We start from the raw sequence: 16,546 nt of genomic DNA, 5'->3' as shown, positions 1-16,546 counted from the left end.
ACTGGCTGACGGGGATGCGGGGCGGAGAGCGCTGTCTGGAAGCGTTCTGTGACCTCTTTCCAGGAGCGGATATCTTTACCCTGCTGCACATGAAGGGAAGCGTATCAAAGACCATCGAAGAACGGCGGATCCGGACGTCGATTATCCAGGCGTTGCCGTTTGCCGCCAGCCGCTATCGCTACTATTTGCCCCTCTTCCCGTGGGCCATCGAGCAGCTCAAGCTCGATGGGTACGATCTGATCCTGTCGAGCAGCCACTGCGTGGCCAAGGGGGTCAAGCCCCCGCCACAGGCGCTTCACATCGCGTATCTGTACACCCCCATGCGATACATCTGGGATATGCAGGATACCTATGTAGCCTCTGGCCGGATGGGTCCGGTGTCCAGACTTATGTTGCGCATCATTGCCGGGCGTTTACGGCAGTGGGACATGGCAGTCAACACCAGAGTCGATCACTTCATTGCTATATCTCATTATGTAGCAGATCGGATCCGTCGCCACTACGGGCGTGAGGCTGAGGTGATCTACCCCCCGGTCGAGACCGCCCGCTTTCACATCGCTGACCGGACAGATGACTACTACCTCGTGGCTGGGGCCTTCGCCCCGTATAAGCGAATCGATCTGGCGATCGAAGCCTTTAACCGCCTGCGGCGACGCCTGGTAATTATGGGAGAAGGTCAGGAGGGGCATCGCCTGAGGCACATGGCCGGCCCCACCATCGAGTTTCTTGGGTGGCGATCAGACCGCGAGGTTGCCGACCTTCTGAGCCGCTGCCGTGCGCTGGTCTTTCCGGGTGAAGAGGATTTCGGGATTCTCCCCGTTGAAGCCATGGCCTGTGGGAGGCCGGTGATTGCGTATGGGAAGGGCGGTGTAACGGAAACGGTGATCCCGTTGGATCGTTCAATGTTCAATATTCAACGTTCAGAGCCGCACAATACCTTCAGCCTGCAGCCTTCAGCCTGCAGCCTTGAACCTCGACCTCCTACCGGCGTATTTTTCTACGAGCAGACGGTTGAGGCGTTAGTCCAAGCCGTCGATCTTTTCGAGCGCTCATCTGAACGATTCGATCCGGAGACGCTTCGTGCGTATGCCCTCACCTTCGACCGCTCGATCTTCGAAAAGCGGATCGCGAGCTATATTGATGAACGCTTCGAGGAATGGAAGCGTGGGGAGGGCCGCCATCGGCCATGCTGAAACGCCACAGCCAGTTTCTCGAAAGTCTTATGCTGCTCGCAGACCTGCTGGCGATCAGCGCCAGTTGGCTCGGCACGTACTATCTCCGCTTTTATTGGGGCATGGTTCCCGTCTACCGCGGCATCCCCGACATTCGCCCATACCTCTTGTTTCTGGGTCTCATCGCTATCGTCTGGGGTGTCGCCTTTAAGGCCTTCGGGTTGTATCGCCCGAGGCGAATCTCATCGCGCCTTGCCGAAGTGAGGGATATCGCCAAGGCCTGTACCGTTGCAGTCTTGATCCTCGTCGCGGCTACTTTCTTTCTCAAGCCGTTCGAGGTCTCGCGGTTAGTGATCCTCTACTTCTGGATCTTCAGCATCCTGTCAGTCAGCTTGATCAGGAGTTCCTTCCGCGAGGGTCTCCGCTTTATGAGGCGCAGGGGGTATAACCTCCGCCATATCCTGATTGTCGGAGAGGGGGTGTTGGCGCGGAAGGTGGTCGAGAGGATCCATGCGCGCCCGGAATTGGGTCTTCGCATTGTCGGGCTTCTGGTTGGGGATCCAATAATGATTGGGCAACAGGTTGGTGGGCTGAGCGCTCTTGGCACCTATGAACAGGCGGGGGAGCTGGCAGGAGAGCTGTCGATCGACAGGGTGCTCATCGCCATTCCGCTGGAGGCTTACGGGCGGATAGAAGGGATCCTCCGAAGCTTGGAGGAGGGGATTGCGGACATCAACGTTGTTCCGGATCTCTACCAGTACATGACCTTGCGGGGAGGGGTGGAGGAGTTCGACGGCCTGCCCCTGATCAGCCTGCAGGACTCGCCCACTTACGGCTGGAGCCTGGTCGGCAAAAGGGTGATGGACATCGCACTGTCAAGCGTGGCCCTCCTGATCACCGGGCCGCTGCTGCTCCTGCTCGCGGCGGTCATCAAATTCACATCGTCTGGCCCGGTTCTGTACCGTCAGGAGCGCATGGGCCTGGACGGCAGGACCTTTCAGATGCTGAAATTCCGATCGATGCGGACCGATGCAGAAGATGACACCGGCCCGGTCTGGGCCGCGCGCGGTGATGAGCGTCGGACAGTGATCGGCGCCTTGCTCCGCCGAACCTCACTGGATGAGCTGCCGCAACTGTTCAATGTGCTGAAGGGGGAGATGAGTCTGGTCGGTCCCCGACCGGAGCGGCCGGTCTTTATAGAGGAGTTTCGAAAACGGATCCCCCGGTATATGCTTCGACACAAGGTGAAGGCGGGCATCACCGGGTGGGCTCAGGTCAACGGGTGGAGGGGCGACACCTCAGTCGAGAAACGAATCGAGTGCGACCTGTTCTATATTGAGAACTGGTCAATATTCTTCGATCTGAGGATTCTCTGGCTAAGTCTTTGGAGGGGGTTCATCCACAAGAACGCCATGTGAGGCATCGGGGAATGGGTGTTGGGGGTTGGGTGTTAGGTGGGGTCAAAAACCTACTGGCGTCATTTCTCTTCTTATTCTTGCCTTTAACCCTAACCCCTATCCCCTAGACCCTGTACCCCGCCTTAAAAGGAGGTCTTATGAAGGTGCTGGTAACGGGTGGGGCCGGTTTTATCGGGTCGCATGTTGTGGACGCCTTGGTGAAAGGGGGCCATGACGTTGCTGTGGTGGACGACCTCTCGATGGGGAAACGAGAGCAGGTCCATCCTTCGGCGCGCTTTTACCGGGCGGACATCCGTGACCGTCAGGCACTGGAGGAGGTTTTTCGCGCCGAGCGCCCTGAAGTAGTCAATCATCACGCAGCCCAGGCCGACCTGCGCCGGTCGATGATTGAACCATCGTTCGATGCCTCCGTGAACATTCTTGGCTCGCTCAATCTGCTCGAGCTCTCCCTTGCCCACAAGGTGAGAAAGTTCATTGACATCTCGTCGGGTGGAGCTGTCTATGGCGAACCCCAGCGGCTACCTGTTGACGAACTCCATCCAATCAATCCGTTGTCCGTCTACGGAGTAAGCAAGTACGCCGTAGAGCAGTACCTGCGCCTCTTTGATGGATCCGGGCTGGACTACACGATCCTGCGGTATGCCAATGTCTATGGTCCTCGGCAGAATCCTGCTGGGGAGGCCGGCGTTGTGGCGATATTTAGCCGGCAGATGCTTGCCGGTGAGCGTCCGACAATTTTCGGTGACGGCACAAAGACCCGGGATTACGTCTACGTTGATGACATCGTTGGGGCGAACCTCTTAGCAATGGCGGAGAAGCGGGCCTCAGGCCGAAGCTATAACGTGGGTCTGGGGCGCGAGGTAAGCGACCGGCAGATTTTTGAGATGATACGCGGGGCGGTTGGCGCCACACTGGAGCCGATTACCGCATCCAAACGACCCGGAGAGATCGACAGGATCTGCCTGGACGCCTCGTTGGCTAAGGCAGAGTTGGGCTGGAAGCCGACCATTTCCCTTGAGGAGGGAATCTCCCGGACTGTGGCGTTTTATCGAGGGTAACTGCGCTATTGCGGAGGAGAAAGCAATTGAAATTTCTCACGATTTCGGCTAATCTGGCACCTGATATGTATTGTTCAGGAAGGCTTCGCCAGGGAGTGTAGCTATTCGGTATCGACAGGTTTTGACACATTTTCCCCGGAAACAGCTTCTCGTCCTGGGAGATATCATGGTGGACGAGTATATCTGGGGGAGCGTGTCGCGGCTTTCCCCGGAGGCCCCGGTCCCCGTGGTGGAGGTGAAGGCGGAAAGTTTTCGTCTGGGTGGGGCGGGCAATGTGGCGGCTAATATCCAATCCCTAGGCGGACAGGCGATCCTGGTAGGGGTAGTCGGTAACGATCTGTCCGGGGAACGCCTGATTCATCAGATTGAGGCTGCCGGGATAAAAAGCGATGGTGTGGTGGTGGACCGCGCCCGCCCGACCACCATCAAGACCCGAGTGGTAGCAGGAAGCCAACAGATCGTCCGGTTCGACCGGGAGAGCATGGCCGACCTCTCGAAGGAAGCGGAGGATCGGGTGCTTGAGATGGTTACGCAGCGGCTTGCTGATGCGGATGCCGTACTCATCTCGGATTACGCCAAGGGAGTGATCAGCAAGCGGGTCGCCCGGCAGATCCTCTCTCTCGCGCGACGTGACCGGAAGATCGTTGTTGTCGATCCGAAAGTGCATCACTTCCCCCTATACAGGGGGGCCACAGTAATCACCCCCAACCATTACGAGGCCTTAGCCTTCGCCCATCTTCCCGCATGGGGGCAAGCGGATCTCCTCGCCGTTGCGGGAAGAGAGCTGCTTCGGAAACTTGAGGCCAAGGCCATATTGGTAACCCGGGGAGAGGCTGGGATGTCGCTCTTTGAGGATGGACGAGTGACTCATATCCCGGCGGTCGCAAAGGAGGTCTATGATGTCACAGGGGCGGGGGATACCGTCTTAGCAACCCTTGCCCTGGCCATGACATCCGGCGCCTCCCTGCGAGGCGCGGCCGTCATTGCCAACCACGCGGCCGGTGTCGTCGTGGGGAGGGCTGGGACGGCAACCATCAGCCGTAAAGAGCTGCTGGATGCGTTGAAAGACAGGGTGGAGGGAGTTGGGTGAGCGTAGGAGTGTCGTCGCCCTGAACGTCCCCCCAGGTGTCATTGCGAGGGAGCGTAGCGACCGAAGCAATCTCGCACTGCAAATACGATGAGATTGCCGCGCTCCCGTGGGTCGCTCGCAATGACGATGTAACACTACACTCTACCCCGAGACCTTCATATCCTTCTTTTGAGGGGAAATACGATGGCGACAAAATTCATTTTCGTGACCGGGGGCGTACTGTCATCGCTCGGTAAGGGGTTAGCCTCCGCATCCATCGGCTGTTTGCTGGAAAGCCGCGGCGTCAAGGTGACCATACTGAAATGCGATCCCTATATCAATGTCGATCCCGGGACCATGAACCCCTTCCAGCATGGGGAAGTATTTGTTACCGATGATGGCGCTGAAACCGATCTCGACCTGGGCCATTACGAGCGGTTTACCGACCATATCATGACCAAGTGGAACAATGTGACCGCCGGGCAAATCTATCATTCGGTTATCACCAAAGAGCGGCGCGGGGACTACTTGGGCGCCACAGTGCAGGTCATCCCGCATATTACGGACGAAATCAAGCGCGCGATCCACCGGGTGGCGGCGGGTGTGGATGTGGTGATTGTTGAGGTCGGCGGGACGGTCGGCGACATCGAGAGCCTGCCATTCCTCGAAGCGATCCGGCAGTTCAGGAGCGATGTCGGGCGAGAGAACGTACTGTATATCCATCTGACGTTGGTTCCGTATATTGCGCCGGCCGGCGAACTGAAGTCGAAGCCGACCCAGCACAGCGTGAAGGAGCTGCTTCAGATCGGGATTCAGCCGGATATCCTGCTGTGCCGGACGGATCGACTCCTTCCGAAGGAGTTGAAAGCTAAGGTTGCGCTATTCTGCAACGTCTCCGAAAAGGCGGTCATCACTGCGAAGGATGTGAACAACATCTATGAGGTGCCGCTGGTCCTGCGTAGCGAGGGACTGGATGCCATCATTGCCCAGATGCTCGGCTTGCCGCACACCGAGGCCGATCTGAGCGCCTGGGAGGCCATCGTTCGGAAGGTGAAGGGATCCACAACCGACGTAACGATCGCAGTCGTCGGGAAATACCTTGAGCTCAAAGACTCATATAAAAGCCTGACCGAGGCTATTATCCACGGCGGCATCGCCAACGACTGTCAGGTCCATATCAAGGCGGTCGATGCGGAGATCGTGGCGCGCGACGGCCCAAAGGAGCATCTGCACGATGTCGCAGGTATCCTGGTTCCGGGGGGCTTTGGAAGTCGGGGGATCGAGGGGAAGATTGCGGCCATCGCCTTTGCGCGGGAAGAACGAATCCCGTTCTTCGGGATCTGCCTGGGGATGCAGTGCGCTGTCATCGAATTTGCCAGGCACGTGTGCGGCCTGCAAGGCGCCAATAGCCGCGAGTTTGATCCGAATTCTCCTCACCCGGTCATCGATCTCATACCTGAGCAGCGGGGGATTACCAGCCTGGGAGGGACTATGCGGCTGGGGGCGTACCCGTGCCGTATCGTTGTGCCGTCTGTCGCCCATCAGGCCTACGGGACCACTGAGATCAGCGAACGCCACCGCCATCGTTATGAGGTCAACAACGACTACCGGGATATCCTGGAGCGCTACGGAATGCGGCTATCCGGGGCTTCGCCCGACAACATGCTGGTAGAGATGATCGAGCTTCCGGATCACCCGTGGTTCGTCGGCGGCCAATTCCACCCCGAGTTCAAGTCGCGTCCCAGGCGACCTCACGCGTTGTTCCGTGAGTTCATTAAGGCGTCGTTGCAACATCAGGAGAGGCGGCACTGACAAAACAGGTACAGATCGGAAAATTGACGCTTGGCGGCGGGGCGCCGCTTTTGCTGGTGGCCGGTCCGTGTGTGATCGAGAGTGAAGATCACCTGCTCAGAATCGGTGAGACGATCAGGACGGTCTGCGAGACGTACCAGGTGCCCTTTGTGCTCAAGTCTTCTTACGATAAGGCTAATCGGTCGTCAGGCCGTTCATTTCGGGGTCCGGGCCTGCAAGAGGGGTTGCGCATTCTGGAGCGGGTAAAGGCGAAACTGGAGGTGCCTGTGATCTCCGACGTCCACGATGTACATCAGGTCTCTGCTGCGGCTCAGGTGCTGGATATTCTTCAGATCCCGGCCTTCTTGTGCCGGCAGACCGACCTGCTTGTCGCCGTAGCGAGGTCCGGTAAGCCGGTCAATGTCAAGAAGGGACAATTCCTCTCGCCATGGGATGCCGGCAATATCGTCGAGAAGCTCCGATCTGCCGGATCGGAGGCGATCGTGCTGACGGAACGGGGCAGCAGCTTCGGCTACAACAACCTGGTGGTGGACATCCGCGCGCTCCCGATCATGCGCAGCTTCGGCTACCCGGTCCTGTTCGATGTCACCCACAGCGTGCAACTACCCGGCGGCGCTGGCGATACCTCGGGAGGACAGTCGGACTTCATTCCTTATGTCGCGCGAGCCGCTGTGGCGGCAGGGGTTGATGGGCTCTTCATGGAGGTCCATCCCGACCCAGCCAATGCGCCCAGCGACGGCCCCACCATGCTCCGACTCGATGCGCTTCCGAGACTTCTGAACCAGTTGCTGGAGGTTCAGCGGGCGGTAGCGCCGTACGTGAACCAGCCAGCAGCCGGCAGCTAAGAGCTGACAGCTCTCTGTAACGGTATGCAGACCCCTTCGCAACAATTCCTTCGCGTACTTCGGTACGCTACCCCGTATCGGGCTCGGGTCATCCTGGCCCTCGTCTACCTGGTCCTCGTGGCCATCCTCAATGCAGTCTCCATTGGCTCGCTGCAGCCGATCTTCGACGGTCTCTTTACCGCTGAAGGCGGCGGGTCAGGGATCAGCCTGCCGGATCCAATCAAAGCCCTGCTGGGCCAGCGACTGGTCCAGCTCCAAACGTTCTTGCAGGCTCACCGGATCAGCGTGCTCACCTTTATCGGCGCGGCCCTCTTCCTGGTGTTTCTGGCCAAAGGCCTGCTCACGTATCTCCAGCAGTTACAGATGCGGTACGTGGCTGAAGGGATCCAGCGGGACATTCGTAACGAGTTGTACGCCCATCTGCAGACACTGTCGCTGGCGTTCTTCAGCCGGCGCTCAACAGGTGAGATCATGTCCCGTCTCAGTTCCGACGTGGAAGCCTTGGGCGATGCCTCGACCGAGCTCTTCCGCAACGCCCTGAAAGAGCCGCTGAACATCGTTGCGCTCATCGCCGTTCTCTTCCTCATCAAGTGGCAGCTCGCCCTCCTTTCGCTCTTAGTCCTCCCTGTGGCCCTCGTGCCCATCGTGAAGTTCGGGCAGAAGATTCGCCGGAGAGGGACCCAAGTCCAGGAGCGGCGGGCCGAGCTAAATACAATCCTGCATGAGAGCGTCTCCGGCATCAGGATCGTCAAGGCCTTCAGCATGGAGGAGTACGAGAAACAGCGCTACTGGGAAGCAAGTAATCAGGTCTTCAGCGCCCTCTTACGGATCACGCGGGTAGATGCGCTTACTTCACCCGTGTTGGAGAGCCTTGGTTCGATCGGCATCGTGGTAGCCGTTTGGGTCGGGGGCTACCTGGTCTTTTCCAAGAGCCTCACGCCGGGGGCGTTCATGGCTTTCCTTGGGGCCCTGGCCTCTCTCTATCAACCTGTAAAACGGATCAGTCAGGTCAACAACAACATCCAGCGCGGCATGGCCGGAGTGGCCCGCGTCTTCGAGCTGATGGATCAGTGTTCCGAGGTGGCGGAGCGACCGAACGCCGCGATACTTTCGCGGATGCAGGAGGGGCTCCAGTTGCACAATGTTTCGTTCGCCTACGAGCCAGGTCGGATTGTGCTGCACGCGGTCAGTCTTCGGGCCAAGCTGGGCGAGATTGTGGCCATCGTCGGCTCCAGCGGGGCCGGTAAGAGTACCCTGGTCAATCTCATCCCTCGTTTCTATGATCCCACGGGCGGTCTCATTACGATCGATGGGATCGATATCACGCAGGTGACCCTTTCGTCGCTGCGCGCGCAGATGGGAATCGTGACACAGGAGACGATCCTGTTCGATGACACCATCTTCAACAATATCGCTTACGGGCAACGTGACGTAGATCCGAGCCGGGTTCTGGAGGCTGCCAGGATCGCCAATGCCGTGCAGTTTATCGAAGCCCTCCCAAATCGGTACAAGACCAGGATCGGCGAACGGGGTGTCCGCCTGTCGGGCGGCGAGAAGCAGCGGATTGCCATCGCCAGGGCCATCCTGAAGAACCCGCCCATCCTGATCCTGGACGAGGCGACCTCAGCCCTCGATGCGGAGTCGGAGCGGCTGGTCCAGGAGGCCCTGGATCGGCTTATGCAGAATCGGACTACCTTTGTGATTGCGCACCGGCTTTCCACCGTGATCCGGGCCGACAAAATCCTGGTATTAGATGGTGGGTGCTGTGTCGAGCAAGGAACGCACGCGGAGCTGATGGCAAAGGGTGGCGTCTACTGCCGGCTGTACAACACACAGCTTGCCGGGACCTGAGACAACGATGGCCGATCTCACCGCGACGATTATCACCTACAACGAGGAAGAGAATATTCAGGCGTGCCTGGAGAGTCTGACATGGGTGAAGGAGATTGTTGTTGTTGATTCAGGAAGCTCGGATCGCACCGTAGAGATTTGCCGCGACTACACCGATAAGGTGTGTATCAACCCATGGCCAGGTCATCAGGAGCAGAAGAACGTGGCCATTTCCTTGGCCAGCCATGAGTGGATCCTGAGCATCGATGCCGACGAGCGGGTGCCAGTAGAGCTTCGGGAGGCGATTGAACGTGAACTGTCCGTGCCTCGCCATGCGGGGTACCGGATCACCCGTAGAAACTACTTCCTGGGACGGTGGATGCGACATGGGGGGTGGTACCCCGATCGCGTTCTGCGCCTGTTTGATCGGCGGAAAGGGCGGTTCGGCGGCCTGAATCCTCACGACCGTGTCGTCATCGCTGATGGCTCCATCGATCTGCTCGATGGCTATCTCGTCCACCTGACCTATCGAGATTTCTCCCGGTACATCCAAAAACAGGATTGGTATACAGGGATCTCGGCAGAAGGGCGGGTGCGCGGGGGCCATCGGGCAAGATCAATCACTGGTATAGAACTGGCGCTGCGCGCGCTGGTGAAGTTCGTGCAGGTGTATCTGGTCAAGCGGGGCTTTCTCGATGGGACGCATGGATTGATCGCAGCAGTGGGCGCCGCCCATTTCAATTTCATGAAATATGCAAAAGTCTGGGAATTGGGGCTCCGCGCGAAGCCGGGTCAGGGAACCGAACGTCGGCAGGAACGGTGGCTCGATCGACACAGTGCGCCAGCGATCACACCTCTCGTCGGACAGGATGAACGGACGGTCGGGATCTCGGCTCTCGCAATTACGTTGAACGAAGAGGAGAACATCCGGCAATGCCTGGAGAGCGTGAGCTGGGCTGATGAGATCGTGGTGGTGGACGCGGGCAGCGACGATGGGACGGTCAACGTTGCGAAGGCGGCGGGGGCACTGGTGTGGTCCAAGGACTGGACAGGGTTTGGCGCGCAGAAGAACTTTGCCTTTGATCAAGCCACGGGCGAGTGGCTGCTGGTGATCGATGCTGACGAGCGGGTCTCCGCCGCCTTGGCGGACGAGATCCTCGCCCTTCAGAAGGCGGGGACGCTCTCGGCCTGTACAGCCTATGACGTTCCACGGCGGAACTACTTCTTTGGCCGATGGCTGCGGTGGGGTGGAGCCTATCCAGATCGACAGATTCGACTTATCCGACGCGGTAAGGGCAGGTACAACGACCTTCCTCTGCATGAGCACCTTTTGGTAGACGGAACGGTTGGACACCTCTCCGGGCACCTGATCCATGAGGCAGGCCGCACAGTAACCGATCGTGTGGCTAAGCTCAACCGCTATAGCGACTCCGTGGCGACCGAAACGTTGGTAAAGTGTAAGCGAGTTGCGTGGTGGGATCTGGTGTTCCGTCCTGCGGTCGTCTTCGTGAAGCTGTACATTCTCAAACAGGGATTTCGCGATGGTCTCCACGGGCTCGTCTACGCCGGGCTCGCTAGTCTTTACACCTTCGCACGCTACGTGAAGGCCTGGGAACTGAGCGGGTACCCGAGGTGCTCTGGATAGGGGATGGTTCGTCCGCATCGAATTCTCTACATCTATCGGTCGGTCGGTGGGAGCTATGGCGGGGCACTAGCAGACCTTCTCAATATAGTGGCGCGGCTTGATCCGGCACACTACGTGCCTACGGTCCTCCTCTCGTGTGGGGATGAACCCATGACCAGATTCGATCGCCTCGGGGTAGAGACGGTCGCTCTCCCCCTCCCGCCGCTCAGGAAGGGGAAGTCGATTCCCTTTCTTCCGTTTGCAGTCCTGAGGCTCTGGCGACTACTTCGCGCAAGAGAGATCGCTCTTGTCCACGTTAATGACGCCGACGACGCTGCCATCGCGTCCGTGGCCTGTCGTCTCGCTGGAATCCCCTGTGTGGCCCACATGCGGAGCGAAATGGTGCCGAACAAATTCAGGAAGCTACGCCTACAGTGGGCTGACCTCCTGATCGCCGTTTCAGAGGGCGTGCGGCGGCAAGCCATCCAAGGCGGACTTTCGGCAGAGAAGGTGGTGACTGTCTATAGCGGTATTGATCCTGAGAGGGCCAAGGCAGCCAGAGACTGCCTGAGAATCAGAGTGGAGCGCGGCATTTCTCCGGAGACCCTTGTGATCGGGAGCGTGGCGAACATCGTTCCCAAAAAGGGCTACGACGTCCTCATTCGAGCGATGGCCAAGGCAAGGCAGGAAATCAATGACCTGGTCTGTCTCATTGTGGGAGCCGATGAGCGCGGGTTGCAGAGGGGATTGGAGCGATTAGGAGGATCCCTCGGTCTCGACGGCAGGTTGTGCTTTGCCGGGTTCCAGGACGATGTATATCCTTACTTTGATGCCATGGACCTGTTCGTTTTGGCTTCGGTCGATGAGGGATTCGGGATCGTGCTGCTTGAGGCGATGGCCTGCGAAAAGCCGGTAGTGGCGACGAGAGTGGATGGCCCACCTGAGATCGTGGAGGACGGGCGGACTGGCCTGTTGGTGCCTCCTGGAGACCCTGACGCGATGGCCAAAGCCCTTGTAGAGCTACTGAAAGATCCGGAGCGACGCGCTCGCATGGGAAAACAGGGCCGAGAGCGGATCGAGTGCGTCTTTGGCCTGGATTCACAGATGAGCGTTCTGATTGATCTGTATGATCAAGTGCTTAGTCGGATGCCAGGGAAATCCGAAAGGCGCGGATAGACATGACCGATACAGATCGTGCAATGCCGATCGGGTCGCGCCACCAGGGTGGTATGACCGGATGATGACGATAGATCGAGAACGATTCATACGGTTTACTGAACAGGGTCTGCGCCTGTCCATTCTTTTCACGGTGTTTGTTATGCCGATCTCAGAGTCCGCAAAAAATATCGGATTCGCATCTGCGCTTACTATGTGGGCGCTGAGAACGGTTGGGCGTCGACGCTTCGATATGAGAATACCCACCTTGGGGTGGTTCTTCTTCGGACTAGTGGGAGTCTCCTTCATGAGCGCAATGCGGTGGGATGTGCTGAATTTTTGCGGCGTCCTGAATGTCGCCAGAGGGATCGCGGATGTCTTCATCTACAGCTCCTTTTTCCTCCTGATCGTGAATACGCTCAATTCAGAATCCCAGGTAAAGTCGACACTGCTGACTATGATAGTCGCTACCGGAATCGGTGACGTTGCGGGGATATACAGATATTTTCTTGTTCCAACCACAGCGGTGCGCCTGAGTGTCCCGGGACTGTCTTTCACCGCCGCCTTTCTTGCCATGGCGCTTGTTGCCATGGCAGCCTTGTTGATCCATGCTCGGCTCGATGTTCGCTGGCGAATATGTATCGGGGCTGTCATGGTCCTATCGGTCGTTGCCCTTGTGTTTACCCATACCAGATCAATGTGGCTCATTACAGGGCTCAATCTGGGGATCCTCAGTGTGATGGGGCGGGTCTGGAAGTGGCCTATTATTTTGCTCGCCTTCTTTGTGGCCGTGGCCTTTGGGGCCGTGAAATCGGATATGCTTATCAAGCAGCGGGTAGTCAGCTTGATGGCTCCCTGGCAGGATACAAGCTTCTTGGGCAGAATTCCTATCTGGAAGGGCGCCTTGGGCATGGTGCAGGATCATCCGTTTCTCGGGGTCGGGCCCAAGTGCTTTAAGCCTAGTCGGGAAAAGTACAACGTGCCACAGGAGTTCGGCCAAGCCCATAATCTGTTCGTCCATGTTGCCGCCGAACTCGGTGGTCTAGGTCTGCTGGCATTGTTGGCCCTGATCGGGGCCTACGCGCATTTCCTCGTGACTGTCCGGCGCCAACTTGGGTGTGACTTGGCCAGGGCGCTGTGGTACGCGGCGGCGGGGTCGTTTCTCGTGATTCTCGGTGGCGGAATCATCGACCCGCTGCTGGGTCACCAAGTGGCCCTCCTTTTCGCAACACTTACGGGACTGCTCATTGTGGCCAAGGATTTCGCGCGCAATCCGTCGCTCTCCGCTCAGCCTGGTTCGTGGGCGTTTTCGAGGCAGTGATCATGCAGATCCCACGTGGGCGTACTGAGAAGGTAATGAAGTTGTTTTGGTTATTCGCGACCGTCTATGTACCGTAAATGGTGTGCTTGGCTGATCTGCGGACGGTTCCAACGCGCGAGAGCGTATTGTGCGTATCGGCATTGACGCGAATCCGATGTTCATACGACAGGCCGGGATCGGCCAATATGTGGCCAACCTGGTCACGCACATGGGGCGCTTGGCCCCCGAGGATGAGTTTGTGCTGTACCGCACCGGTATGTGGGGCGAGTCGAAGAGCCCGGCGGGATGGAGCGGGCATGTTCGCGTGGTTTCCGCTCCAAAACTCCTGCTGCGGGTGAGGAGCCGGCTTGACGATTTGGATGTCTACCATGGGACGAGCTATCGGCTTCGGGGCATCGGCAGATGTGGGAGTATCGTCACTATCCATGACCTGGCGGCCGAACGGATGCCGGGTATCGCGCCGCGGCGTTGGAGAGCCCGCCTGGCATCAGAGAAGACCAGGCGCACAGTTCATCAAGCCACCCTTGTTGTGGTTCCGTCGGAGCAGGCAGCTCGAGACGTGGGCGATTTAATGGGCGTGCCCCGCGAGAAGATTGAGATCATCAATCAGGGCGTAGGCGACGACTACTACCCCGAGCGTGTTGCGGGGGGTCGCGAGGCGCTTTGTCGGCGGTATGCCCTACCTCGGGACAGGTATGTGCTGTTCGTGGGAACGCTCGAGCCGCGCAAAAATATCCCCACATTGGTGCGGGCCTTTGGCGGGATGACTCGCATACGGCGCTCTCACTGCCTCGTGCTCGTTGGTGCTCCCGGACAGGGGATTGAGGAGATCTCTGATGTCGTCAGGGGCTCGGGTCTGGATGGGGAGGTCGTCATGCCGGGCTATCTTCCCCCGGAGGAGGTCCGACGCCTCTATTCCTACGCCGACCTGTTTGTCTACCCTTCGCTCTATGAGGGGTTCGGTTTGCCGCCCCTGGAAGCGATGGCGTGCGGAACTCCCACCATCACCTCGAACACATCTTCGCTCCCCGAAGTTGTCGGAGAGGCGGCTCTCCAGGTAGATCCCCGGGACCCTGAGGCCCTGGCTGACGCGATGAACGCTATCTTGGAAGATGAAACGCTGGCCGTCATGCTTCGAGCGCGTGGGTTCGATCGCATAAAGCAGTTCTCGTGGGAGCGAACTGCGCGCGAGACACTGCAGGCATATCGCCGGGTGGGAAGTCGGTGATGTCGACCTCTGGCATGGTCGCACCAGAGCGGATATTGGTGATCAAACTGAGATACCTGGGCGATGTGTTGCTCAGCACCCCCGTTATCGCCTCCTTGCGGGCGGTCTTTCCAAAAGCGGTCCTTTCAATGCTGGTCAATCCGGGTACCGAGACGATGATTGCCACCAACCCTTATTTGGATGAGGTGCTGATCGCGGAGCGGGCAGGGTCGCCGCTGCGTCAACTGAAATTCGCTGCGGCGCTGCGTCGGCGCCGCTTCGATCTCGTGCTCGATCTGACCGATGGAGACCGCGCGGCGATCCTGAGCCGACTCACCGGAGCGGCGACTAGAGTCGGCTTCAATCGAGAAGGTCGCTGGCGTGGGCGACTCTACACGCATCTGGTCCCGGTGCAGGAGCAGCCGATTCCGATGATCCGCCAGCATCTGATGGCGCTGGAGGTGCTGGGGATTCCGGTTGCCCCTTCGTTGCCTATACTCAAGATTCGAGCGTCCGATGAGGCGGCCGCTGGCGCTGCCCTCGGCGCCGTCGACATCTTGTCCGGTGAGCGCTTTGTGGCGGTGCATCCAGGTGCCCGGTGGTGGTTTAAAAGCTGGCCTGCTGCGCGGTTTGCGGGCCTGATCGACTATATTCAGGGGAAGCTCGGGATCAAGGTGGTGCTGCTCGGTTCCGTTGCAGATCAGGAGACCGCTGAGGCAATCCTGAGCCGGGTAGAAACCGGCTGTCGTTCGCTGGTCGGGCGCTTGACGCTCTTGGAGTTGGCCGGGCTGCTCCGACAGGCTGCCCTCCTTGTTGGAAACGACAACGGACCAATGCATATCGCGGCTGCGATGGGCACGCCGGTGGTCGGCCTTTTTGGTCCTGCCGATCCGAGGATCTGGGGACCGGCCGGTCAGGGTCATGCCACGCTCTACAAGGGGGTGGATTGCCGGCCCTGCTTCCCGGGCGGGTGCCAGCGTGGGGAGCAGAACTGCATGCGATTGATCGAGCTTGATGAGGTGATCCCCGTCGTAGAGCGGATGCTCGGGACTCCGCCAGAGCGGACCGAGATTCTATGATTGCCGATCGAGGGCGACACGTGTTGCAGATCGAGGCCGAGGCGATCCTGGCCTTGATCCCGAAACTTAATGAGCGGTTCGACCGGGCCGTCGAGATCCTCCGGGACTGCCGGGGCCGGGTCGTGCTGACCGGCATGGGCAAGTCCGGCTCGGTTGCTCAGAAGATTGCCTCCACCATGGCCAGCACCGGAACCCCTGCGTTCTTTCTCCACCCCGCCGAGGGGGGGCATGGCGATCTGGGAATGCTGGTCCGTGGCGATGTCGTGATTGCGGTCTCGAACAGCGGTGAGACGGATGAGCTTGTGGGCTTGCTCCCCGCGATCAAACGGCTCGGCCTCACACTGATCGCGCTGGTCGGCGATTCTGCTTCTACCCTTGCCCGACAGAGCGATGTTGCCATCGATGTCGGTGTAGCGAAAGAAGCCTGCCCGCTGGCATTGGCGCCGACTGCCAGCACCACGGCAGCCTTGGCAATGGGCGATGCGCTCGCTGTTGTCCTGCTCGAGCAGCGCGGCTTCACCGAGGCCGACTTTGCCCTCCTGCATCCGGCCGGCAGTCTGGGGAGGCGACTGCTTTGGCGGGTGAAGGACCTGATGCATGTCGGCGAGCGACTCCCTATCATCGCGCAGGATGCGCTCATGCGTGACGCAGTCACCGAGATTTCGCGAAAGCAGCTCGGGATGACCGCTGTGGTGGACGAGGCCGGGATCCTCACCGGGATCCTGACCGATGGCGACCTTCGGCGGGCGCTCCAAAGAGGGATCGATCTATTGCAGCGGCAGGTCAGAGACTGTATGACGCCAAACCCCAGGACTATCGACAAGGACGCCCTTGCGGCCAAGGCGCTGGAGGTTATGGAACGGCACGCGATCACCTCCCTGCTGAGTGTAGATCACGAGGCGAAGCCGGATGGGGTCATCCATCTGCACGATCTTTTGAGGGCTGGGGTGGTATAG

At 59.1% G+C, this 16,546-nt stretch carries 13 protein-coding genes; all 13 read left to right on the top strand.

All coding sequences use genetic code 11. The annotated features are described in order from the left end of the window. Positions 1–14: 14 nt before the first annotated feature. Positions 15–1,193, top strand: a complete 1,179-nt coding sequence (locus KGL31_13135; protein MDE2322833.1) for a glycosyltransferase — start codon at positions 15–17, stop codon at positions 1,191–1,193. Further along, the gene (locus KGL31_13130) at positions 1,187–2,590 is read left to right on the top strand and encodes an undecaprenyl-phosphate glucose phosphotransferase (protein ID MDE2322832.1); all 1,404 of its coding nucleotides are present in this window, start codon (positions 1,187–1,189) and stop codon (positions 2,588–2,590) included. Before KGL31_13135 ends, KGL31_13130 begins: the two co-directional genes overlap by 7 nt. 137 nt (positions 2,591–2,727) lie before the next feature. Then, the gene (locus tag KGL31_13125) at positions 2,728–3,648 is read left to right on the top strand and encodes an NAD-dependent epimerase/dehydratase family protein (protein ID MDE2322831.1); all 921 of its coding nucleotides are present in this window, start codon (positions 2,728–2,730) and stop codon (positions 3,646–3,648) included. A 166-nt stretch (positions 3,649–3,814) separates the two neighbouring features. Next, positions 3,815–4,738 (top strand): D-glycero-beta-D-manno-heptose-7-phosphate kinase, encoded by a 924-nt coding sequence (rfaE1, locus tag KGL31_13120; protein MDE2322830.1) that lies wholly within the window; start codon positions 3,815–3,817, stop codon positions 4,736–4,738. A gap of 183 nt (positions 4,739–4,921) precedes the next feature. Beyond that, a complete protein-coding gene (locus KGL31_13115; protein ID MDE2322829.1) occupies positions 4,922–6,529 on the top strand; it encodes a CTP synthase in 1,608 nt (535 codons plus the stop codon). Further along, positions 6,526–7,374, top strand: coding sequence for a 3-deoxy-8-phosphooctulonate synthase (gene kdsA / locus KGL31_13110; protein ID MDE2322828.1), 849 nt, complete (start codon positions 6,526–6,528; stop codon positions 7,372–7,374). Before KGL31_13115 ends, kdsA begins: the two co-directional genes overlap by 4 nt. Before the next feature lie 24 nt (positions 7,375–7,398). After that, the gene (locus tag KGL31_13105) at positions 7,399–9,225 is read left to right on the top strand and encodes an ABC transporter ATP-binding protein (GenBank protein MDE2322827.1); all 1,827 of its coding nucleotides are present in this window, start codon (positions 7,399–7,401) and stop codon (positions 9,223–9,225) included. Between the two features lie 7 nt (positions 9,226–9,232). Beyond that, positions 9,233–10,849 carry a glycosyltransferase family 2 protein gene (locus KGL31_13100; protein ID MDE2322826.1) on the top strand — a complete coding sequence of 539 codons (1,617 nt, stop codon included), beginning with the start codon at positions 9,233–9,235 and terminating at the stop codon, positions 10,847–10,849. Positions 10,850–10,852: 3 nt separating this feature from the next. Then, positions 10,853–12,004 carry a glycosyltransferase gene (locus tag KGL31_13095; protein ID MDE2322825.1) on the top strand — a complete coding sequence of 384 codons (1,152 nt, stop codon included), beginning with the start codon at positions 10,853–10,855 and terminating at the stop codon, positions 12,002–12,004. Positions 12,005–12,290: 286 nt separating this feature from the next. After that, a complete protein-coding gene (locus tag KGL31_13090; protein MDE2322824.1) occupies positions 12,291–13,304 on the top strand; it encodes an O-antigen ligase family protein in 1,014 nt (337 codons plus the stop codon). Between the two features lie 127 nt (positions 13,305–13,431). After that, positions 13,432–14,532 (top strand): glycosyltransferase family 4 protein, encoded by a 1,101-nt coding sequence (locus KGL31_13085; GenBank protein MDE2322823.1) that lies wholly within the window; start codon positions 13,432–13,434, stop codon positions 14,530–14,532. After that, on the top strand, positions 14,532–15,590 hold the full coding sequence (gene rfaQ / locus KGL31_13080) for a putative lipopolysaccharide heptosyltransferase III (GenBank protein MDE2322822.1): 1,059 nt from the start codon (positions 14,532–14,534) through the stop codon (positions 15,588–15,590). The genes KGL31_13085 and rfaQ overlap by 1 nt, the downstream gene beginning before the upstream one ends. Then, on the top strand, positions 15,587–16,546 hold the full coding sequence (locus tag KGL31_13075) for a KpsF/GutQ family sugar-phosphate isomerase (protein MDE2322821.1): 960 nt from the start codon (positions 15,587–15,589) through the stop codon (positions 16,544–16,546). The genes rfaQ and KGL31_13075 overlap by 4 nt, the downstream gene beginning before the upstream one ends.

The sequence above is a fragment of the Candidatus Methylomirabilota bacterium genome, assembly GCA_028870115.1.
Classification (GTDB): domain Bacteria; phylum Methylomirabilota; class Methylomirabilia; order Methylomirabilales; family Methylomirabilaceae; genus Methylomirabilis.
The sequence above is the reverse complement of the archived record's forward strand: the minus strand, read 5'-3'. Positions and strand labels throughout refer to the sequence as shown.

What these genes read in the sequence shown, in the direction of transcription:
- KGL31_13135 (MDE2322833.1), top strand. Translation starts at nt 15, where the DNA reads ATGCGGGGCGGAGAGCGCTGTCTGGAAGCGTTCTGTGACCTCTTTCCA.
- KGL31_13130 (MDE2322832.1), top strand. Translation starts at nt 1,187, where the DNA reads ATGCTGAAACGCCACAGCCAGTTTCTCGAAAGTCTTATGCTGCTCGCA.
- KGL31_13125 (MDE2322831.1), top strand. Translation starts at nt 2,728, where the DNA reads ATGAAGGTGCTGGTAACGGGTGGGGCCGGTTTTATCGGGTCGCATGTT.
- rfaE1 (MDE2322830.1), top strand. Translation starts at nt 3,815, where the DNA reads ATGGTGGACGAGTATATCTGGGGGAGCGTGTCGCGGCTTTCCCCGGAG.
- KGL31_13115 (MDE2322829.1), top strand. Translation starts at nt 4,922, where the DNA reads ATGGCGACAAAATTCATTTTCGTGACCGGGGGCGTACTGTCATCGCTC.
- KGL31_13105 (MDE2322827.1), top strand. Translation starts at nt 7,399, where the DNA reads ATGCAGACCCCTTCGCAACAATTCCTTCGCGTACTTCGGTACGCTACC.
- KGL31_13100 (MDE2322826.1), top strand. Translation starts at nt 9,233, where the DNA reads ATGGCCGATCTCACCGCGACGATTATCACCTACAACGAGGAAGAGAAT.
- KGL31_13095 (MDE2322825.1), top strand. Translation starts at nt 10,853, where the DNA reads ATGGTTCGTCCGCATCGAATTCTCTACATCTATCGGTCGGTCGGTGGG.
- KGL31_13090 (MDE2322824.1), top strand. Translation starts at nt 12,291, where the DNA reads ATGAGCGCAATGCGGTGGGATGTGCTGAATTTTTGCGGCGTCCTGAAT.
- rfaQ (MDE2322822.1), top strand. Translation starts at nt 14,532, where the DNA reads ATGTCGACCTCTGGCATGGTCGCACCAGAGCGGATATTGGTGATCAAA.
- KGL31_13075 (MDE2322821.1), top strand. Translation starts at nt 15,587, where the DNA reads ATGATTGCCGATCGAGGGCGACACGTGTTGCAGATCGAGGCCGAGGCG.